This window comes from Micromonospora sp. NPDC049102, assembly GCF_043197485.1.
Lineage (GTDB): Bacteria > Actinomycetota > Actinomycetes > Mycobacteriales > Micromonosporaceae > Micromonospora.
In genome coordinates this window covers 215,531-234,799 of sequence record NZ_JBICTE010000003.1, presented here as the reverse complement: position 1 = coordinate 234,799, position 19,269 = coordinate 215,531, and the positions used below count along the sequence as shown (strand labels likewise).

18 protein-coding genes and 1 pseudogene are annotated in these 19,269 nt (G+C 71.5%); 11 read left to right on the top strand and 8 right to left on the bottom strand.

Annotation, left to right across the window (positions count from 1 at the left end; all coding sequences use genetic code 11):
• The first annotated feature begins 61 nt into the window (after positions 1 to 61).
• Positions 62 to 859, top strand: coding sequence for a hypothetical protein (locus ACGFH9_RS05740; protein WP_393215998.1), 798 nt, complete (start codon positions 62 to 64; stop codon positions 857 to 859).
• Between the two features lie 36 nt (positions 860 to 895).
• Here the strand turns inward: ACGFH9_RS05740 and ACGFH9_RS05735 are convergent, their stop codons facing one another.
• The gene (locus ACGFH9_RS05735) at positions 896 to 1,429 is read right to left on the bottom strand and encodes a TetR/AcrR family transcriptional regulator (RefSeq protein WP_393215995.1); all 534 of its coding nucleotides are present in this window, start codon (positions 1,427 to 1,429) and stop codon (positions 896 to 898) included.
• A 41-nt stretch (positions 1,430 to 1,470) separates the two neighbouring features.
• Between ACGFH9_RS05735 and ACGFH9_RS05730 the strand changes: the two genes are divergently transcribed.
• The gene (locus ACGFH9_RS05730) at positions 1,471 to 2,019 is read left to right on the top strand and encodes an NADPH-dependent F420 reductase (protein ID WP_393215828.1); all 549 of its coding nucleotides are present in this window, start codon (positions 1,471 to 1,473) and stop codon (positions 2,017 to 2,019) included.
• 58 nt (positions 2,020 to 2,077) lie between these two features.
• Here ACGFH9_RS05730 and ACGFH9_RS05725 read toward each other — a convergent pair whose 3' ends face one another.
• On the bottom strand, positions 2,078 to 2,761 hold the full coding sequence (locus ACGFH9_RS05725; RefSeq protein ID WP_039906992.1) for a response regulator transcription factor: 684 nt from the start codon (positions 2,759 to 2,761) through the stop codon (positions 2,078 to 2,080).
• 23 nt (positions 2,762 to 2,784) lie between these two features.
• Positions 2,785 to 4,041 (bottom strand): sensor histidine kinase, encoded by a 1,257-nt coding sequence (locus tag ACGFH9_RS05720; protein ID WP_393215992.1) that lies wholly within the window; start codon positions 4,039 to 4,041, stop codon positions 2,785 to 2,787.
• 227 nt (positions 4,042 to 4,268) lie between these two features.
• Here ACGFH9_RS05720 and phoU point away from each other — a divergent pair, with 227 nt between their 5' ends.
• Positions 4,269 to 4,922, top strand: coding sequence for a phosphate signaling complex protein PhoU (phoU, locus tag ACGFH9_RS05715; RefSeq protein WP_393215825.1), 654 nt, complete (start codon positions 4,269 to 4,271; stop codon positions 4,920 to 4,922).
• A 50-nt stretch (positions 4,923 to 4,972) separates the two neighbouring features.
• On the opposite strand, the gene ACGFH9_RS05710 is transcribed toward phoU, so the two are convergent.
• A complete protein-coding gene (locus tag ACGFH9_RS05710) occupies positions 4,973 to 5,740 on the bottom strand; it encodes a phosphoglyceromutase (protein ID WP_393215822.1) in 768 nt (255 codons plus the stop codon).
• A gap of 153 nt (positions 5,741 to 5,893) precedes the next feature.
• Here ACGFH9_RS05710 and ACGFH9_RS05705 point away from each other — a divergent pair, with 153 nt between their 5' ends.
• Together ACGFH9_RS05705 and ACGFH9_RS05700 are read left to right on the top strand one after the other, a co-directional pair.
• On the top strand, positions 5,894 to 7,171 hold the full coding sequence (locus ACGFH9_RS05705; protein ID WP_393215819.1) for an MDR family MFS transporter: 1,278 nt from the start codon (positions 5,894 to 5,896) through the stop codon (positions 7,169 to 7,171).
• A 77-nt stretch (positions 7,172 to 7,248) separates the two neighbouring features.
• The gene (locus ACGFH9_RS05700) at positions 7,249 to 8,520 is read left to right on the top strand and encodes an MFS transporter (RefSeq protein WP_393215816.1); all 1,272 of its coding nucleotides are present in this window, start codon (positions 7,249 to 7,251) and stop codon (positions 8,518 to 8,520) included.
• 371 nt (positions 8,521 to 8,891) lie between these two features.
• Here ACGFH9_RS05700 and ACGFH9_RS05695 read toward each other — a convergent pair whose 3' ends face one another.
• The 3 genes from ACGFH9_RS05695 to mshA all read right to left on the bottom strand — a co-directional run bounded on the left by ACGFH9_RS05695 (position 8,892) and on the right by mshA (position 12,251).
• A complete protein-coding gene (locus ACGFH9_RS05695; protein WP_393215989.1) occupies positions 8,892 to 9,770 on the bottom strand; it encodes a hypothetical protein in 879 nt (292 codons plus the stop codon).
• Between the two features lie 539 nt (positions 9,771 to 10,309).
• Positions 10,310 to 10,831: a YbjN domain-containing protein gene (locus ACGFH9_RS05690; RefSeq protein WP_393215813.1), complete on the bottom strand. Its 522-nt coding sequence runs from the start codon at positions 10,829 to 10,831 to the stop codon at positions 10,310 to 10,312.
• A gap of 55 nt (positions 10,832 to 10,886) precedes the next feature.
• Positions 10,887 to 12,251 carry a D-inositol-3-phosphate glycosyltransferase gene (gene mshA, locus ACGFH9_RS05685; protein WP_393215810.1) on the bottom strand — a complete coding sequence of 455 codons (1,365 nt, stop codon included), beginning with the start codon at positions 12,249 to 12,251 and terminating at the stop codon, positions 10,887 to 10,889.
• Positions 12,252 to 12,456: 205 nt separating this feature from the next.
• Between mshA and ACGFH9_RS05680 the strand changes: the two genes are divergently transcribed.
• Both ACGFH9_RS05680 and ACGFH9_RS05675 read left to right on the top strand, forming a co-directional pair.
• Positions 12,457 to 13,221 carry an SDR family oxidoreductase gene (locus tag ACGFH9_RS05680; protein WP_393215807.1) on the top strand — a complete coding sequence of 255 codons (765 nt, stop codon included), beginning with the start codon at positions 12,457 to 12,459 and terminating at the stop codon, positions 13,219 to 13,221.
• 16 nt (positions 13,222 to 13,237) lie between these two features.
• Positions 13,238 to 14,032 carry a class I SAM-dependent methyltransferase gene (locus ACGFH9_RS05675; RefSeq protein ID WP_393215804.1) on the top strand — a complete coding sequence of 265 codons (795 nt, stop codon included), beginning with the start codon at positions 13,238 to 13,240 and terminating at the stop codon, positions 14,030 to 14,032.
• Here ACGFH9_RS05675 and ACGFH9_RS05670 read toward each other — a convergent pair.
• On the bottom strand, positions 14,029 to 15,111 hold the full coding sequence (locus ACGFH9_RS05670; RefSeq protein WP_393215801.1) for a UDP-N-acetylmuramate dehydrogenase: 1,083 nt from the start codon (positions 15,109 to 15,111) through the stop codon (positions 14,029 to 14,031). The genes ACGFH9_RS05675 and ACGFH9_RS05670 overlap by 4 nt on opposite strands.
• Before the next feature lie 68 nt (positions 15,112 to 15,179).
• On the opposite strand from ACGFH9_RS05670, the gene ACGFH9_RS05665 reads away from it, so the two are divergent.
• From ACGFH9_RS05665 to ACGFH9_RS05650, 4 genes and pseudogenes are all read left to right on the top strand, one after another.
• Positions 15,180 to 15,938 (top strand): maleylpyruvate isomerase family mycothiol-dependent enzyme, encoded by a 759-nt coding sequence (locus ACGFH9_RS05665; protein WP_393215798.1) that lies wholly within the window; start codon positions 15,180 to 15,182, stop codon positions 15,936 to 15,938.
• A gap of 464 nt (positions 15,939 to 16,402) precedes the next feature.
• Positions 16,403 to 16,687: pseudogene (locus tag ACGFH9_RS05660) on the top strand (carbohydrate ABC transporter permease); the annotation flags it as partial.
• The gene (locus ACGFH9_RS05655) at positions 16,684 to 18,063 is read left to right on the top strand and encodes a GH1 family beta-glucosidase (RefSeq protein ID WP_393215795.1); all 1,380 of its coding nucleotides are present in this window, start codon (positions 16,684 to 16,686) and stop codon (positions 18,061 to 18,063) included. The pseudogene ACGFH9_RS05660 and the gene ACGFH9_RS05655, both read left to right, overlap by 4 nt.
• 19 nt (positions 18,064 to 18,082) lie before the next feature.
• Positions 18,083 to 19,090, top strand: a complete 1,008-nt coding sequence (locus ACGFH9_RS05650; RefSeq protein WP_393215792.1) for a LacI family DNA-binding transcriptional regulator — start codon at positions 18,083 to 18,085, stop codon at positions 19,088 to 19,090.
• The last annotated feature ends 179 nt before the right edge of the window (positions 19,091 to 19,269 follow it).

Sequence of the window (19,269 nt, the reverse complement as noted above, 5' to 3'; positions counted from 1 at the left end):
ACACGTTCGTGCGGCTCGTCGACCCAGGAACGGCACCACGCGTACGCTGGTCCGGGTGACGATGGAGCTCCGCGTGCTGGTGGACGACCCGGGCGACCCGCGCAGCCGCGAGGTGCCGCTGGACTTTCCCCGGGAGTGGATCGAGTTCGCCGACCCGGCCGACGAGACCCACCTGATCCGGGCCGACCTGACCTGGTTGCTCTCCCGCTGGACGTGCATCTTCGGCCAGGGCTGCCACGGCATCATCGCCGGCCGGGCGGCCGACGGCTGCTGCTCGCACGGGGCGTTCTTCACCGACTCGGACGACGAGAAGCGGGTCCGCAACGCCGTCAAGCGGCTCACCCCGGAGACCTGGCAGCACTTCCGACGCGGTTTCAAGAACTGGACCGACCAGGACACCATCGACGGCAAGAACCCGGCCCGCCGCACCGCCACCCAGGGCACCGACGGGCCGTGCGTCTTCCTCAACGACGCGGACTTCGCCGGTGGCGGTGGTTGCGCGCTGCACGCCCAGGCGCTGCGCGACGGGGTCCACCCGCTGGAATACAAGCCGGACGTCTGCTGGCAGCTGCCCATCCGGCGGGACCAGGACTGGGTCACGCGACCGGACAACACCAAGGTGCTGGTCTCCACGCTGTCCGAGTTCGACAGGCGCGGCTGGGGCGCCGGCGGCCACGACCTGGACTGGTGGTGCACCTCGTCGACCGACGCGCACGTCGGCACCGAGCCGATGTACCTGTCGTACGGGCCGGAGCTGACCGCGCTGATCGGCGCCGCCGCGTACGAGCGACTGGCCGAACTGTGCGCCGCCCGGGTGCGGCAGGGCCTGGTCGCCCCCCACCCCGCCGACGATCTCTAGTCGATCTCGGCGGCACCCATTGTCGAGCGCTCGCGATCAGTCGAGGGCGGCGTCGACGAGCAGGCGGGCGCTCTGCCGGGCCGCCTCGGCGATCGCCGGGTCGCCGTCCAGGACCCCGCTGGCGAGCCCGCCGTCGAGCAACAGGGTGAGCTGCCGCGCGAGCAGGTCCGGGTCAGCCGCGCCGGCCCTGCGTGCCAGCTCGGTCACCCAGGCCCGGACGACGGTCTTGTGCTCGACAGTCCGAGCGTGCACCGGACCGCCGGCCGGCGACTCGGCAGCCGTGTTGATGAACGCGCAGCCGTGGTAGCCGTCCCGGCGACAGGCTCCGGTCAGGGCGTCGAACATGCCGACCAGTTGGTCGCGCGGCTCGTCGCCGGCATCCCTGGCCGACGCCCGTAGCGCGCCGAACCAGGCCTGGTCGACCCGGTCGAGGTACGCCAGCACGAGGTCGTCCGTGCGCGGGAAGTGCTTGTAGAGCGTCGCCTTGGCCACGCCCGACTCGGCGATGACCGTGTCCACCCCCACACCGCGCGGTCCGTGCGCGTAGAACAGCCGGAACGCGGTGTCCAGGATCCGGTCCCGAGCCGAGCCGGCCGGCCGGCGTACGGTTCGTGGACATCGACACTCCCTCGTCGTTGCTGGTGACGGGCACCGGCTCGGTGGGTCAGGCCATCGCGGCCCGCGCCGCGGAGTTGGGCCACCAGGTCACCATCGGTACCCGGGACGTCGCGGCCACCCGGGCGGGCGCGTACGCGGCCTGGGCCGCCGAGCACCCCGGGGCCGGGCTGGCCACCCTGGCCGAGGCCGCCGCCGATGCCGAACTGGTGGTCAACGCCACCAGCGGCACCGGGTCCCTGGCCGAGTGCATCCAGCGGGAGTTCCCGCAGGCCAAGGTCGTCAAGTCACTCAACACGCTCGCCGCCGAGCTGATGGTGCGCCCGCGGCAGCTCGCCGACGGTGACCACAGCGTCTTCGTCTCGGGCGACGACGCGGAGGCGAAGCGGATCGTCACCGGGCTGCTCGTGAGCTTCGGGCACACCGACGTGATCGACCTCGGTGACCTCTCGACCGCCCGGGGCACCGAGATGCTGATGCCGCTCTGGCTGCGGCTCTGCGGCCGGCTCGACACCGCCCTCTTCAATATCAAGGTCGTCCGCTGAGCGGACGCCGACAGCCGAAGGGGCCCACGCCGCGCGTGGGCCCCTTCGGGTCGGTCGATCACGGCTCGAACTTGTAGCCCAGACCCCGAACGGTGACGATGAAACGCGGCGCCGACGGCTCCGGCTCGATCTTGGAACGCAGCCGCTTGACGTGCACGTCAAGCGTCTTGGTGTCACCGACGTAGTCGGCGCCCCAGACCCGGTCGATGAGCTGGCCACGGGTCAGCACCCGGCCCGCGTTGCGCAGCAGCAGCTCCAGCAGCTCGAACTCCTTGAGCGGCAGCTGCACGGCCCCACCCTCGACCGTCACCACGTGCCGCTCGATGTCCATCCGGACCGGTCCGGCGGCCAGCGTCGGAGCGCCCGCCTCGGCGACCTCCGGGCTCTGCCGCCGCAGCACCGCCCGAATCCGGGCGACCAGCTCCCGAGGGGAATACGGCTTGGTGACGTAGTCGTCGGCGCCGATCTCCAGGCCGACCACCTTGTCGATCTCGCTGTCCCGTGCGGTGACCATGATGATCGGTACGGCCGAGCGCTGCCGGAGCTGCCGGCACACCTCGGTCCCCGACATCTCGGGCAACATCAGGTCGAGCAGCACGATGTCGGCGCCGGTCCGGTCGAACTCGGTGAGGGCATCGGTGCCGGTCGCCGCGACCGAGACCTCGAAACCCTCCTTACGCAGCATGTACGACAGGGCGTCGGAGAACGACTCCTCGTCCTCGACCACCAGAACGCGGCTCAACGGGGATTTCCTTTCCATTGCTGTCAGACCTGCCGAAGCTCGGCCGGACCGGTCTCGATCCCAGCCGGCGGCAGTGTCGCCAGAAGGTCGTCCGGCGGGCTGGCGGGCAACCGGAGGGTGAACGTCGACCCACCACCAAGAGTGCTCGACACCTCCACCCGACCGCCATGGTTGCTCGCGATGTGTTTCACGATGGCCAGGCCGAGCCCGGTGCCACCGGTGGCGCGTGAACGGGCCTGGTCGGCCCGGTAGAACCGCTCGAAGATCCGGTCCACGTCCGTCGGAGCGATGCCGATGCCCTGGTCGGAGACCGCGATCTCGACGTGCTCGTCGTCTCCCCGGAGGGTGACCCGCACCGCGGTGTCCTCGCCCGAGTAGTTGATGGCGTTCTCCACCAGGTTCGCCACGGCCGTGGCGAGCTGGCTGTCGCTGCCGTAGGCGGTGAGGCCCCGCTCGCCGTCGACCGTCAGCTCGACGCCACGGGCGGAAGCCGTGGTGCGGGTACGGTCCACCACCTCGGCGATCACCCAGTCGAGCGCGACCGGCTCCGGCGGCGGCTGCGGCTCGGCGCCCTGGAGCCGGGTCAGCTCCAGCAACTCCTGCACGAGCCGGCCCAGCCGGGTCGACTCGTGCTGGATCCGTTCGGCGAACCGACGGGCGGCGACCAGGTCCTCGGAGAGGTCGGGTGCGGCGGCGTCGGCCGGCTCGGTGGCGTCCAGCAGTGCCTCGGCGAGCAGTTGGAGCGCCCCGATCGGGGTCTTCAACTCATGGCTGACGTTCGCCACGAAGTCGCGCCGGACCCGGGTCAGCCGGTGCGACTCGGTCACGTCGACCGCCTCGACCGCGATGAAGCCGTTCCCGAGAGCCATGGCCCGCAGGTGCACGCCCAGCGGGTTCTCCCCCGCGCTGTCGCGACCACGTGGCAGGTCTAGCTCGATCTCGCGCCGCACGCCGGTGCGTCGCACCTGGCCCGCGAGGGTACGGATCAACGGGTGCGCGGCGATCGAACCCGGAGTGCTCCCGGTGCGCAGCAGCCCCATCGCGCGGGCGGCCGGGTTGATCAGGACCGGGACGTCGTCGTCCCCCAACACCACGACACCGGCCCGGAGCGAGTCGATCGTCCGACGACCGAGACCGGCCTGCTGCTCGTCGGCTATCGCGGGCCTCCCTGTGCTCCAGCGGGAGCTCGCGCTGCCCGTCGACGTGGAGCGGCCACGTGCCGTCAGGAACCGGGGCAGCAGGAGACCGGCGACCAGTCCGGTCGCCAACGCCACGGCCACCACGACCGCCACCGCCCACTCCACCCGGCGATCGTAGGGTCATTGTTAACCTGGCTACCACACAGAACGGGACGAACCACCCTCACTTTCGGAAGTGTTCACCCCCACGTCTGGCGTCGTTCACCGTGGTTCATCCAAGGTCCGTGAACGCGCCCTACCGTTGGCGTCGCACCTGCTCAACCCCTGCGCCGGCAGCCGTCGGCGGCGACCGACCACAGGACGTGATGATGCGCGACGAGTTCCGGGCCGACCTCCAGATCGTCAGCCAACTGCTGGTGGACATGGCAGAGGGCATCCGCGCCGCCATGCGCCAGGCCACCCGGGCCCTGCTCACCGCCGACCGGCGGGCCGCCGAGACGGTCATCGAGCGGGACGCCGAGATCGACGACCTCTACCGACACGTCGAGGAGCGGGTGTGTGACCTGCTCGCCCGACAGGCGCCGGTCGCCTCCGACCTCCGGGCAATGATCACCGCGCTGCACGTGGCCGCTGATCTGGAGCGGATGGGCGACCTCGCCGAGCACGTGGCGAAGACCGCGCTGCGCCGGCACCCCTCCCCCGCCGTCCCGGCCGAGCTGCGGACGGTCTTCACCGAGATGTCCGACATCGCCGACCGGATGGCCGCGAAGATCGGTTCCGTGCTGGCGAAGCCCGACGTGGACCTCGCCGCCGAGCTGGACCGCGACGACGACGCCATGGACGAGCTGCACAAGAGCCTGTTCGCGGTGCTGCTCGGCGACGACTGGCCGTACGGGGTGGAGACCGCGATCGACGCAACCCTGCTGGGCCGCTTCTACGAGCGCTTCGCCGACCACGCGGTGAACGCCGGCGAACACGTGATCTACCTGATCACCGGGGAGAGCAGCCCGGCCACCACCTGAGGCACGCGAAAGGGGCCCCCGCGCGCTGCGGGGGCCCCTTCTGCGTCTGCTCAGCGGCCCTGGTTGGCGACCGCGGCGGCGGCTTCCTTCGCTGCCGTCGGGTCGAGGTAGGTGCCGCCCAGGGTCTGCGGGCGAAGCTGCGGGTCGAGGTCGTAGCGCAGCGGGATGCCGGTCGGAATGTTGAGCTTGGCGATCGCCTCGTCGGAGATCTGGTCGAGGTGCTTCACCAGGGCGCGCAGCGAGTTGCCGTGCGCGGCCACCAGCACCGTCCGGCCGGCCAGGATGTCGGGCACGATCGAGTCGTACCAGTAGGGGAGCATCCGCTGGACGACGTCCTTGAGGCACTCGGTACGCGGCATCAGCTCGGTCGGCAGCAGCGCGTACCGCGGGTCGCCCACCTGCGACCACTCGCCGTCGTCCGCGATCGGCGGCGGCGGGGTGTCGTACGACCGGCGCCAGAGCATGAACTGCTCCTCGCCGTACTCGTCGAGGGTCTGCTTCTTGTCCTTGCCCTGTAGGGCGCCGTAGTGCCGCTCGTTGAGCCGCCACGACCGGCGCACGGCGATCCAGTGCCGGTCGGCGGCGCTGAGCGCCAGCTCGGCGGTGCGGATCGCCCGGCGCATCACGCTGGTGTGGACGACGTCCGGCAGCAGGCCGTGCTCCCGCAGCAGCTCGCCGCCGCGCCGGGCCTCGCCCTCGCCCTTCTCGGTCAGGTCGACGTCCACCCAGCCGGTGAAGAGGTTCTTGGCGTTCCAGTCACTCTCGCCGTGCCGCAGCAGGACCAGCGTCCCGACGGTGGGCCCCTCGCTCGCAGTCATGCGGATCATCCTGCCTCAACCCCGCGCCGGACACGCGGGCACCCGTGGTGACGACCACCACGTGATAAAGCGGATGGCCTGCGAATCCGGCCGCCACTAGGGTTGTAAGGCGCTGTAGTCACATCGGTCATTACTTGTAAGCGGGGGCACCACGTGCGGACGATGCGGAGCTGGTTCCGGGACACCACCGGCGGCCTACCGAGGACCTTCTGGTACCTGTGGTCCGGCACGCTGATCAACCGGATCGGCTCGTTCGTGCTCGTGTTCCTCGCCATCTACCTGACCCAGGAACGCGGCTTCTCGCCCTCCCAGGCCGGACTGGTGCTCGGCCTCTGGGGCGTCGGCGGCGCGGTCGGCACCACCGCCGGCGGGGCCCTCGCGGACCGGTGGGGCCGTCGGCCGACGCTGCTCACCGCCCACGTCGGCGCGGCGACCATGATGCTGGCTCTCGGGCTGGCCCGGGACCTCTGGGCGGTCGCGCTGGGCGCGCTGCTGCTCGGCATGTTCGCCGAGGCCGCCCGACCGGCGTTCGGGGCCATGATGATCGACGTGGTGCCGGCGAAGGATCGACTGCGCGCCTTCTCGCTCAACTACTGGGCCATCAACCTGGGCTTCGCCTGCGCCGCCATCCTCGCCGGCCTCGCCGCGCAGGCTGACTACCTGCTGCTGTTCGTGGTCGACGCGGGCACGATGCTGATCACCGCACTGATCATCTTCGCCCGGGTGCCGGAGACGCGCCACGGCGGATTCACGGTCGCGGCGACCACGGCTCAGCGCGGCGCCCTGCGCACGATCCTCAGCGACCGGATCTACCTCGGCTTCGTCGCGCTGAACCTGTTCGCCGCGATGGTCTTCCTCCAGCACATCTCGATGCTGCCGATCGCCATGGGCGACTCGGGTCTCAGCCCGGCCACCTACGGCTCGGTCATCGCGCTCAACGGCTTGCTCATCGTCGTCGGCCAACTCTTCGTGCCCCGGCTGATCCGGGGGCGCAACCGCTCGCAGGTGCTCGCCCTCGCCGCCGTCGTGATGGGTGTCGGGTTCGGGCTTACCGCGTTCGCCGGCACCGCGTGGTTCTACGGGCTGACGGTGCTGATCTGGACGGTCGGCGAGATGCTGAACTCGCCGTCGAACTCCACGCTGATCGCCGAACTCTCCCCGGCCGAGCTGCGCGGGCGCTACCAGGGCGTCTTCGGGCTCTCCTGGCAGATCGCCGGCGCGAGCGCGCCGATCCTGGGCGGTCTGGTGCGTGAGCATGTCGGAAACGCCGCACTGTGGCTCGGCTGCGCCGCGATCGGTGTGCTGACCGCGGTCGTCCACCTGGCCTCCGGCCCCGCCCGGGAGCGGCGTGCCGTCGCGCTGCGGCACGCCGCCGAGGTCGCGACGCCGGTCGGTGCTCGCGCGCCGCAGCCCGCCGAGGCGGCGGCCTGAGTCCGGTACGACCGCCGGTTCGCGGCCCGACTACCGTTCGAGGAAACGGTTAACAAACTGAACTGTCGGGAGATCGCATGCACGGCCTGCGGCGCTGGTGGCACGACACCGCCGGTGGACTCCCCGCCACCTTCTGGTACCTCTGGGCCGGTCTGCTGATCAACCGCGCGGGCGCGTTCGCCATGCTCTTCCTCTCGCTCTACCTCACCGACGCCCGAGGTGCCAGCGCGGCGGTGGCCGGCGTCGTCGTCGGGGCGTACGGGGCCGGCGGGGCAGCCGGCGTGCTGTGCGGCGGCGTACTGGCCGACCGGTGGGGTCGCCGGTCGACCCTCCTCGCCGCGCACCTGGCCACCGCCACCCTGATGGTCGCGCTGGCCTTCAGCCGGCCCCTCCTGCTGATCGCGGCGCTCGCCGCGCTGGTCGGCGTCGCACACTCCATGCCCGGCCCGGCCTTCGTGGCGGCGATCGTCGACGTGGTACCCGAGGACCGACGCTCACGCGCGTTCAACCTGGAGTTCTGGGCGTTGAACCTCGGGATGGCGGTCGCCTCGCTGCTCGCCGGGCTGGTAGCCGAGGCGAGCTTCACCGCACTATTCCTGGTCGACGCGGGCGCCACGTTCACGGCTGCCGTCGTCATCGGCTGGAAGGTTCCGGAGACCCTGCGACCGGCCACCCCTGTCTCGCCGGCCGGGCATCCGGCGGCAGTCCAGCCCCGCCGGCCCGGACTGCTCACGGTCCTCACCGACCGGATCTTCCTGGTCTTCGTCGGGCTCACCTTCGTGCTGGCCGTACTCACCCTGCAGACCTCGACGATCATGCCCCTGGCGATGCGCGCGGACGGACTGGGACCGTCGGCGTACGGCATGGTCGTGGCCCTCGGCGGCGCGCTGATCGTGGTGGGGCAACTGTTCGTGCCCCGCCTGATCGACGGACGCCGCAAGGCCGTCGTCCTGGCCGCCTCCACCGCCCTGCTGGCGGTCGGGTTCGGAGTGCTCGCGGTCGCCGACCACCTGGCGGTCTACCTGGGCGCGGCGGTGGTCTGGACGGTCGGCTCGATGCTCGCCGCCCCGCCGAACGCGCAGATCAACGCGGATCTCGCGCCGCCGGACCTGCGCGCGCGGTACCAGTCGGTCTTCTACCTGACGTTCCCGGCCGCGGCCTTCGTCGCACCGATGCTCGGCGGGGTCAGTCTGCAGTACCTCGGCGACCGGCACTGGCTGATCGTGGGCGGGCTGGGCCTGCTGGCCGCCGTCGGTCACCTGCTGGCCGGTCCGTCCCGCGAGAGGCATGTCGACGCGCTGCGTCGGGCCGCCGCGCGGGAGCCGGCAGAACGTATCCCGACAAGCTGACCGTACGACGGCAAAGCGCCCACCACGTCCCGAAGGTCGATGGTGGGCGCTCGCCGGTGGGGCCGGCGGCGGCGGGCAACACTCACCCCCGTAAGCATCGCCCGCTCACGCCGCCGGTCCAAACAGGTGGGCACCGTCCCCCAACGGTTGGTCCACCCGTCCCCTCGCGCCTCGCCTGGTGCGCGGATCTGATCGATCCGCCGCTCCCCCGAACGTTTCCAAGCGTGGCGCGGTGCAGTAAAGCTAGTTCGGCCAGATTCTGGATTCAACCCAGATGGGCTGTCTCGCCCGTCACAACTGGCGAGTATGCCCAGCTCTGACCCCGGTCTCTGGCAACAGCCGGGTACCCGTCGGGCATTCCCGCAAACACCTCAGCCGTCCTCACGATCGGGTGACTCCGTCCGGAAGAAGTTGCTCGGCCGGCCGTCCCGCATCTGCTCCTGATAGATCAGATTGAGCCGGCGCAGATCAAAGGTGTGGAACCACTCATCCCAGGTGATCTCACGAATCCGGCTGCTTTCCCGGTATCCGGGGATGTTGAAGGTCAACACTCCCGCCCGACCGTCCCGCTCGGTACCCGCGATGGTCGCCGGCTTCGCGCCACGCTCTCGCGCCCACCGCTGGATGACCTCATGGTTGGCGGTGATCAGGCTCCGCCCCGGCCGCTCGGGCCGGTCGGCGATCGACGCGATCACCTGCGAGCTGCGGACCGACCGACTGCTGCCCCGCCCGGTCCGGATCCCACCGGCCGCCATCCCCGCGCCCGCCGACGCCGTGCTCTTCGCCAGGGTCCGCTTGGCGGGAGCCCTCTTGGCCGTGGCCCGGGCGGCGGTGCTCTCGGCCGTCCGCTTCGCGGGAGCCGCGCGCTTCGTCGTGGCCTGCGTCGCCGACGCGGTCCGCTTGGCGGCCGGCCGGGACGACGCCTTCTTCGCCGGCGCCTTCCGCGCGGGCGCGGTACGGGCCGTCGCGGAGGTCCTGCGTGCCGCCGTCGACTTGGCGGCCGTCGTCTTCTTCGCGGCAACCGACTTCTTCGCGGCAACCGACTTCTTCGCGGCAACCGACTTCTTCGCAGCGGCCGTCTTCTTCGCGGGGGCGCTCTTGTTCGCGGGCGCGGCCTTGGCGCGGCTCGGCACGGCCCTCGCCGCCGACTTCTTCGTCGCGGCGGCCCGACCGGCCGACGCCCTGCTGCCGGTGGCCCGGCCGGCCGGTCCGGTGCTGCGCCGACCCGCGCCACCGGCGTCGGAACGCAACGAGCGCACCAACTGTTTCACCAGGTCGGGCTTGCGCAACGCGGAGATCCCGGAGACCCCGCGCTTACGCAGCTGCCCCCGGATGTCCTCCACTCGCATCCGCGAAATCTCCGACTCGGAGACCCCGGGAGTAGCCGGGCTCTGGTTGCCGGCCTGTCGTCTGGTCCTGGTCGCAGTCCCGCCGCGACCTGAGCTGTTCCGCTGAGCCATGGGACGCTCCGCTCCTCGACACTCCGTCCTCGGCGCGCGGGGGTCCCTGTGCCGCACCGCGCGCCGCGGCATACCCGTCAGGAGCAGTCCGAACCCCCGCGCGTCGCGGCCCGCCGTGACGGCCAGGGGTCGGAGCGGGGGCGCCCGTACCCCACACGTCCTTTGCTCTGCTTCAACCCAGGCGACGCTCGGAGCCCTCAAGTGTCGCCTCGGTTGAAGCAGAGCAAAGGAGGCAGGCGGCTGAGGTCGCGGCCGGACAGCGGCGCGCGGCCCCACCACCTCGATCACGGAAGCCCGCCTGGTCAAGCCCTCATCGGGAGCGCGGTGTGTCAGGCGGGGTCGCGGGTGGGGCCTGGGCCGGAGGGCTCGAAGAGGTGGGAGAAGGCGGCGAGGTTCGCGGTCGACTCGCCGCGTTTGACGCGCCACTCGTACTCACGCCGGATCGAGCTGCCGAAGCCGATCTCCAGCATCGTGTCGAAGGACTCGTCGGAGTAGGTGAGCACCGAACCGAGCAGCCGGTCCAGTTCGTCGGCGTCCACGCCGGCCGGGTTGACCCGCCCGGTGAGGTAGACGTCGCCGACGGCGTCGATGGAGAAGGAGACGCCGTACATTCGCGCGTTGCGCTGCAACAGCCAGGTCCACAGCTCCTCGCGCCGCTCGTCGGGCTGGCGCATGACGAACGCCTCGATCCGCAGCGCGTGCTCGCCGACGATCAGGTTGCAGATCGTCTTGAGCTTGTGGGTGCCCGGCAGGGTGACCGCGTACGAGCCGGGACCGGTCGACGCCCAGGCCAGGTCACGTTCGGCACAGACCGACTCGATGAGGGTCGCAAGATCGCTCTTCGGGCTCACCGGACCCACTCTACGACCGAACCGGTGCACCCACACCGGGGGCGAGCCCCAGGCGTCACCAGGAGCAGGAGAGCGCCGGGTCGCAGGCCAGGTCGGTAGCGAGCCGGGCCCGACGCGCGGCGATCGCCTCGCCGTAGACGTCGAGTAGACCCGACACCGTACGGTCCCAGGAGAAGTGCCGAGCGTGCTGCGCGGCGCCCCTGGACAGCGTGGCCCGCAGGGCGGTGTCCGGCAGCAGGCGACTCAGCGCGCGGGCCCAGTCCACCGGGTCGTGCCCGTCGATCAGCACCCCGCTGACCTGGTCCCGTACGGCGGTGACCAGGCCGCCGACGGCGGCGGCCAGCACCGGCGTACCGCAGGCCTGAGCCTCGAGGGCCACGAGCCCGAAGGATTCGTTGTGCGACGGCACCGCGACCAGGTCGGCGGCCCGGTACAGGGCCGGCAGGTCGTCGCCGGTACGCGGCGGCAGGAAGACGACCCGGTCGGTGACACCGAGCGTCGCGGCCAGCTCGATCAGGGCGGTCGGCCGGTCCAGGCCGCTACCGCTGGGCCCGCCGCAGATCACCACGGTCACCTCGTCGGCCAGGGCCGGGTCACGCTCGCGCAACGCGGCGACGGCGCGGATCAGCACGTCCGGTGCCTTGAGCGGCTGGATCCGGCCGACGAAGGCCACCACGTACCCGTCGACGGGCAGCCCCAGCCGACGGCGGGCAGCGCGGGCCGCCAGGAAGCGGTCGCCCGGCGCGGGCCGGAACCGGGCCAGGTCGACACCCGGCTGCACGACGGTGACGTTGGCGGGGTCGGCGTCGTACCGCTCGACGAGGTCGCGGGCCTCCACGCGGGTGTTGGCGACCATCTGGTCCGCCTCGGCGACCACCTGCTCCTCGCCGATCACCCGGGCCTTCGGTTCCGGTCGGTCGTCGGCGGCGAGCTGAGCGTTCTTGACCTTCGCGAGGGTGTGCGCGGTGTGCACGAGCGGCACTCCCCACCGCTCCTTGGCCAGCCAGCCGACCTGGCCCGAGAGCCAGTAGTGGGAGTGGATCAGGTCGTAGTGGCCGGGCGGGCGGGACGCCTCGGCCCGCAGCACTCCCGCCGTGAAGGCGCAGAGCTGACCGGGCAGCTCCTCCTTGGTCAGCCCTTCGAGCGGGCCGGAGGTGATGTGGCGGACCTGCACGCCGGGGGCCATCTCGACCACCGGGGGAAGGTCGCCCGAGGTGGCCCGGGTGAAGATCTCCACCTCGACGTCGGCCTCGGCGAGCCGCCGGGCGACTTCCAGGATGTATACGTTCATCCCCCCGGCGTCGCCCGTTCCGGGCTGGTGCAGGGGGGATGTGTGTACGGAGAGGGTGGCGATGCGACGGGGACGAGGCCACGGACGGGCACCTCGCTGACGACCAACGCCGGTGTGCAGTTCCGCCACGTCCGCTCCTTCTGCCACGGTTAATGCCGTCACGCACGACCGGCGCTTCTCGGTCAACCCGTACGCCGGATGTCATCTTCCCCATCGGGCTACGGAAATGCGCCGGCGCGGCCTCCCGGCGTGACGGACCTCATCACCGACGCCCACCGATGCGGGCCACACGCCCGGTCGGGATCGGCGGTACGGCCCGGGTGACAATGACCCGATGACCTCTGTCGCCATCGTCACCGGAGCGTCCAGCGGGATCGGCGCGGCCACCGCCCGCCGGCTCGCCGCCGAGGGCTTCCACGTGCTCGCCGCCGCCCGTCGCGCCGACCGCCTCGCCGGTCTCGTCGCCGAGATCGCCGCCGCGGGCGGGCAGGCCACTGCGGTGACCTGCGACGTCACCTCGGACGATTCGGTGGCCGGGCTCGCCGAGGCTGCCGCGCGGGCACCCGGGCCGGTCACCCTGCTGGTCAACAACGCTGGTGGCGCGCGCGGTCTGGACCCGGTGGAGTCCGGCTCGCTCGACGACTGGCAGTGGATGTACGACGTGAACGTGCTCGGCACGCTGCGGGTCACCCAGGCGCTGCTGCCGGCGCTGGAGGCGTCCGGCTCCGGGACGATCGTGGTGGTCTCCTCCACGGCCGGGCTGACCGTCTACGAAGGCGGCGGCGGCTACACGGCGGCGAAGCACGCCCAGACGGCCATCGCCGGCACGCTCCGGCTGGAGCTATGCGGCCGACCGCTGCGCGTGATCGAGATCGACCCGGGAATGGTGAAGACCGAGGAGTTCGGGCTGGTCCGCTTCGAGGGGGACGCCGAACGGGCTGCCGCCGTCTACGCCGGCGTGCCCGACCCGCTGGTCGCCGAGGACGTGGCGGACTGCATCGCCTGGTGCGCCACCCGCCCCGAGCACGTCAACATCGACAGGTTGGTGGTCCGGCCACGGGCGCAGGCGGCGCAACACAAGGTCCACCGGGTCTCCTGAGCCGGGCACAGGACCCATGAGCGGGGCTCCACGACGCCGACCGCTCGGCGTGGTCACCCGGGGCACGACCAACCCGAACCGACTCCGCCGGGTGGACAACTGGATCGTGGAAACCTGCGCCGACCGGCTGCGGGGTGCTGACGACCCGCTGGTGGTGGACCTCGGCTACGGCGCCACGCCGGTCACCGCCGTCGAGTTGCGGGCCCGGCTGGCGGCGGGGGTCCGTCGGGACGTACGCCTCGTCGGGCTGGAGATCGACCCGGCGCGGGTGGCCGCCGCGACGCCGGCCGCCGACCCGCCCGGCCTGACCTTCGCCCGGGGTGGCTTCGAGTTGGCCGGGCTCCGGCCGGTGCTGGTCCGCGCGTTCAACGTCCTGCGACAGTACGACGAGAGCCAGGTGCCCGACGCCTGGCGCACCATGACCGCCGCGCTCGCCCCGGATGGGGCGCTCGTCGAGGGCACCTGTGACGAGCTGGGCCGCCTGGCGAGCTGGCTGCTCATCGACGCGGACGGTCCTCGGACGTTGACCCTGGCCGCGAAGCTCACCACGCTGGAGAGCCCCGCAGAGCTGGCCGAGCGGCTGCCGAAGGCGCTGATCCACCGCAACGTCCCAGGCGAGGCGGTGTACGACCTGATCCAGGCGTTGGAGGACGCCTGGCGGACCGCCGCCCCCTACGCCACGTTCGGTCCCCGCCAACGCTGGGTACGGGCGGTGACCCAGCTCAAGGCTGACGGCTGGCCCGTCCTGTCCACGCCGAAACGCTGGCGCCAGGGCGAGCTGACCCTCCCCTGGCCTCTGAACCCGGGTTAGAGGGTGCAGTTGATGAGGACTGGTTCGGGGTGCAGGGTCACGCCCAGCCGGGCGTGGACCTTGTTGCGGATGGTGCTGGCGAGCGTGAGCAGGTCGGTGGTGCTGGCGGTGCCGCTGCGGTTGGTGAGGGCGAGGGTGTGCTTGCTGGAGATGGCGACGCCACCCGGGCCGGGGTGCCCCTTGGCGAAGCCCGCCTTGTCGATCAGCCAGGCGGCGCTCACCTTGACCAGGCCGTCCGCTCCGGGCCACGCGGGCGGGTCGCCCAGCTCGGCGGAGCGTTCCAGGAGTTGTTCGTACGTCGCCCGGTCGAGGACCGGGTTGGTGAAGAATGAGCCAACGGAGCGGGTGTCCGGATCGGCCGCGTCGAGCACCATGCCCTTGCCGGCGCGCAGCCGCAGCACCGCCGGGCGCGCGTCGGCCAGCGGCACCTGCTCGCCCACCTCGACGCCGAGCGCCCGGGCCAGTTCGGCGTAGCGCACCGGGCCGGAGAGCGGCGAGCGGGTGAGCCGGAAGTCGACCGACAGCACGACCCAGCGGTCCTGGTACTTGAAGATGCTGCCTCGGTAGGCGAACCCACAGTCGGCGGCGGGGATCGTCTGGCGGGTGCCGTCGAGGCGGTCGTACACCTCGACGCCGATGATCGTCTCGGCGACCTCCTGGCCGTACGCGCCGACGTTCTGGATCGGGGTGGCACCGGTGGAGCCGGGGATGCCGGAGAGGCATTCCAGGCCGGCCCAGCCGTTACGGACCGTGGCGGCGACCAGGTCGTCCCACGGCTCGCCGGCTTCGACACGGACGGTGACGGACTCGGCGTCCTGGGCGAGGACCCGCAGGCCGCGCGAGCGCACCAGCACGACCGTGCCGGGGAAGCCAGTGTCGCTGATCACCACGTTGCTGCCGCCGGCCAGGACGAGGATCGGCTCGTCCGTGGCCCGTACCGCCTGGATGATCTCGTCGGCGCTGGTCGCGGCCATGATCCGCCCGGCCGGTCCGCCCATCCGTAGCGTGGTGTAGCTGGCCAGTGGACCAGGGATGGCACGATCGGCTTCGGTTGTCGGCTGGGCGTAGGCGTCTGACACGTCTTTCACCTTAGGCTGATGGGCAGCCGCGGCACCTACTGGTGGCCCGGCACCCCGGGAGGATGGCGATGAGCAGAGTGCAGGGCAGCAAGGATTTCTGGATTGGGGCACTCCGGACCGAGGGTCCGGCATTCGCCGCGGCGGTTGCCGAGGCACCGCCGGAGACACCCGTGCTGTCCTGTCCCGGCTGGACAGTCAATGATCTCACCCTGCACCTCGCGGGCCTCTACCACTGGGTTTATTCGTTCGCCGGGTCCGGGAGCACGGACGCGCCGCCGCGCCGGGACGCGTCCGCGATGCCGTCCGGGGTGAGCCCGCTCCAGCTCTGGCAGCAGGGGTACGACCGGTTGATGACCCTGTTCGATGGGCTCGACCCGGAGGCGCCGGCCTGGAACTGGGCTCCGCAGCCGAAGAGGGCCGGTTTCTGGCCGCGCCGGATGGCACACGAGACGGCGGTGCACCGCTGGGACGCCCAACTCGCCATCGCGGCCGGTGAGCCGGTCGAGGCCAAGCTCGCCGCCGACGGGGTGAGCGAGGTGCTGGACACCTGGTTGCCCGCCGGTCGGCGGCAGGCGAAGGGCGACTGGCACGGGGTGGTTCAGATCGCGGCGACGGACGCGGACCAGGAGTGGTATCTGCGGCTGCGCGGCGAGGGGGTGGCGCTGCTCGACACGGCGACCATTCTCGACCACGACGACCATCATGCCCGCGCGCAGGTCAGCGGCACTGCGAGCGATCTGCTGCTGGCGCTCTGGGGGCGGGTCAGCTTCGAGACCCTCGACGTCACCGGCGACCGTACGCTGCTCGACGGCCTGCGTACCGGCTGATCTCGCGCCACCGCGCGTCACGAGGGCGTCACCCCGGCGGGGGTGACGCCCTCGTCGCATAGGCGGGGACAGATTCGGGAGAGCGCTCTCTTGACAGGGTGCGGGGAAGCAACCACCCTGGCGTGAGACCGCTCTCTTGGCCTTCTACCACCACCTCACGTTGAGAGAGGTCCATACGATGGCTGTCCTTCCGCGCCGCCGCCTCGCCGCGGTGGCCCTCGCCGCCACGACCGCCCTGCTCGTCACCGCCGGTTGCGGCGGCGGCGGCGACGCCGAGGCGGACGGGCCGATCACGCTGACCGTCGACGTCTTCGGCCAGTTCGGTTACGACCAGCTCTACAAGGAGTACATGGCCGCGCACCCCGACGTGGAGATCGTCGAGCGGGGCACCGGCGGCAACCTCGACGAGTACTCACCGAAGCTGACCCAGTGGCTCGCCGCCGGCCGGGGCGCCGGCGACATCGTGGTGGCACGTCGTGCTGCCGGCGCTGCGCCCGGCCGCCGCCGTGCTCGGCCTGCTCACGTTCATGACCACCTGGAACGACTTCCTGTGGCCGTACGCTGTGCTGAACGACCCGGCGAACCCGACCGTTCAGCTCTCCCTGCGAGCGCTGTCCGACGGGTACTACCAGGACATGTCGCAGGTGTTCACCGGGACGGCCATCGCGACGCTGCCCCTGATGCTGGCCTTCGTGCTGTTCGGTCGCCAGATCATCGGCGGGATCATGGAAGGTGCGGTCAAGGCGTGAACGAGATCCGATTTCCCGAACACTTCCTCTGGGGTGCGGCCACCGCCGCGTACCAGATCGAGGGCGCGGCCCGCGACGACGGTCGCGGTCCGTCCATCTGGGACACCTTCTGCCGTACGCCGGGAAAGGTCTACCAGGGCCACACCGGTGACGTCGCCTGCGACCACTACCACCGGTACGCCGACGACGTGGCGCTGATGGCGGAGCTGGGCCTGGCGGCGTACCGGTTCTCGGTCGCCTGGCCCCGGATCCAGCCCGACGGCAGCGGCCCGGTCAACCCGCGCGGGCTGGACTTCTACGACCGCCTCACCGACACGCTGCTCGCCCGGGGCATCGACCCGATCGTCACCCTCTACCACTGGGACCTGCCGCAGAGCCTGGGTGACCGGGGCGGCTGGACCAACCGGGAGACGGCCGAGCACTTCGCCACGTACGCCACCGCCGTCCACGCCCGCCTCGGCGACCGGATCGACACCTGGACGACGCTCAACGAGCCGTGGTGCTCGGCCTACCTCGGGTACGCCAACGGAGTGCACGCCCCGGGCGAGCAGGACGGGGCGGCGGCCTTCAGCGCCGTACACCATCTGCTGTTGGGGCACGGCCTGGCCGCACGGGCGCTGCGCGCGGCCGGCGCACGCAGCGTCGGCATCACCATCAACCCCGCCGATGTACGACCGGCCGACCCGCAGAGCGCGGCCGACGCCGCCGCCGTCCGCCTGGTCGACGGCCTGCACAACCGGATCTTCCTGGACCCGCTGCTGGCCGGCGGCTACCCGGACGACGTTCGCGAGCACGTGGCGCGCATCGTCGAACCGACGTTCATCCACGACGGCGACGAGAAGCTGATCGCCGCCCCGATCGACCTGCTGGGTATCAACTACTATTCGCCGACCTACGTCGCGGGCCGGCCCGACGGTGGCGGTAACGGCGCGTACCCGGGCACCGAGGGAGCCGTGCACTTCCTGCCGCCCAGCGGACCCCTCACCGACATGGGCTGGATGATCGAGCCGTCCGGGCTGACCCGGCTGCTGGAGCGGATCGCCGCCGACTACCCCGGCGTGCCACTGCTGATCACCGAGAACGGCGCGGCGTTCCCCGACAAGGCGGGCGCCGACTCGTCCGGAGAGTTGGGGCAGGTGGTCGACAACGACCGGATCGCCTACCTCGACGGGCACCTGCGGGCCGCCCACGAAGCGATCTCCCGGGGCGTGGATCTGCGCGGGTATCTCGTATGGTCGTTGTTGGACAACTTCGAGTGGGCGGAGGGTTACCGCAAGCGGTTCGGGATCGTGCACGTCGACTACCCGACCCAGCGGCGCACACCGAAGGCCAGCGCCCGGTGGTACCAGGAGGTGATCTCCCGGAACGGGCTGTGACGAGCGGGGGACAGTCACGATGACGACGGCGCAGCGGCCGACGCTGGAGGCGGTGGCGGCCCGGGCCGGGGTGTCCAGAGCCACCGTCTCCCGGGTGGTCAACGGTGCCACCACCGTCGCCGAGCCGATCCGGGAGGCTGTCAAGCGGGCCGTCGACGAGCTGGGGTACGTGCCCAACCTCGCCGCCCGCAGCCTCGTCACCCAGCGCACCGACTCGATCGCCCTGGTCATGCCGGAGACGGCCACCCGGGTCTTCTCCGATGACCAGGTGTACCCCGGCATCATCCGCGGCGTCAGTCAGGAGCTGGAGGCCGCCGACAAGCAGTTGGTGCTGATGCTGGCCGGCTCACCGGCCGGGCACCAGCGGGTCGGGCGGTACACGACCGGCCGCCACGTCGACGGGGTGCTCTTCGCCTCGCTGCACGGCGCCGACCCGCTGCCCGGCACGCTCGCCCGCCTCGGCATTCCCGTGGTGGTCAGCGGCCGGCCGCTCGGCGACGTACCCGTGCCGTACGTGGACGTCGACCACGTCGGCGGGGTGACCGCCGCCGTCCGGCACATGATCGACAGCGGTCGGCGGCAGATCGCCACCATCGCCGGCCCGCAGGACATGGTCGCCGGCATCGAACGGCTGAACAGCTACCGGGAGGCAGTCACCGCCGCCGGACTACCCGAGCTGGTCGCCGTGGGCGACTTCACCCGGGAATCCGGCGCGGCGGCGATGCACCAGTTGCTCGCCGACCATCCCGACCTGGACGGGGTGTTCGCCGCCTCGGACCTGATGGCGCACGCCGCCCTGCGCACACTCCGCGAGGCCGGCCGGCGCGTGCCACAGGACGTGGCGGTGGTCGGCTTCGACGACATCGAGACCGCCGCGTACACCGAGCCACCGCTGACCACCGTCCGGCAGCCGATCGTCGAACTCGGCCGACGGATGACCCGGCAACTGCTCCGGCTCTCCGCCGGGGAGACCATCGAACAGGCCGTCATGCTCGACACCGAGCTGGTGATCCGCGCGTCGGCCTGACCGGTCCTGGTCCGCGACACCTGTGTGCTCCTCGGGGCGATGTGCCTACGTCCATTTCGGACCGCTGGCTGCTGCCGGTTTCGGACCGGGGACTACCCTGCCTGAGAGGGCCGCAGGTGACAGTGCAGCTCACCTCGCGTTCCCAAGTTTTTCTGAGAGGGGCGCGGATTGACGGATGT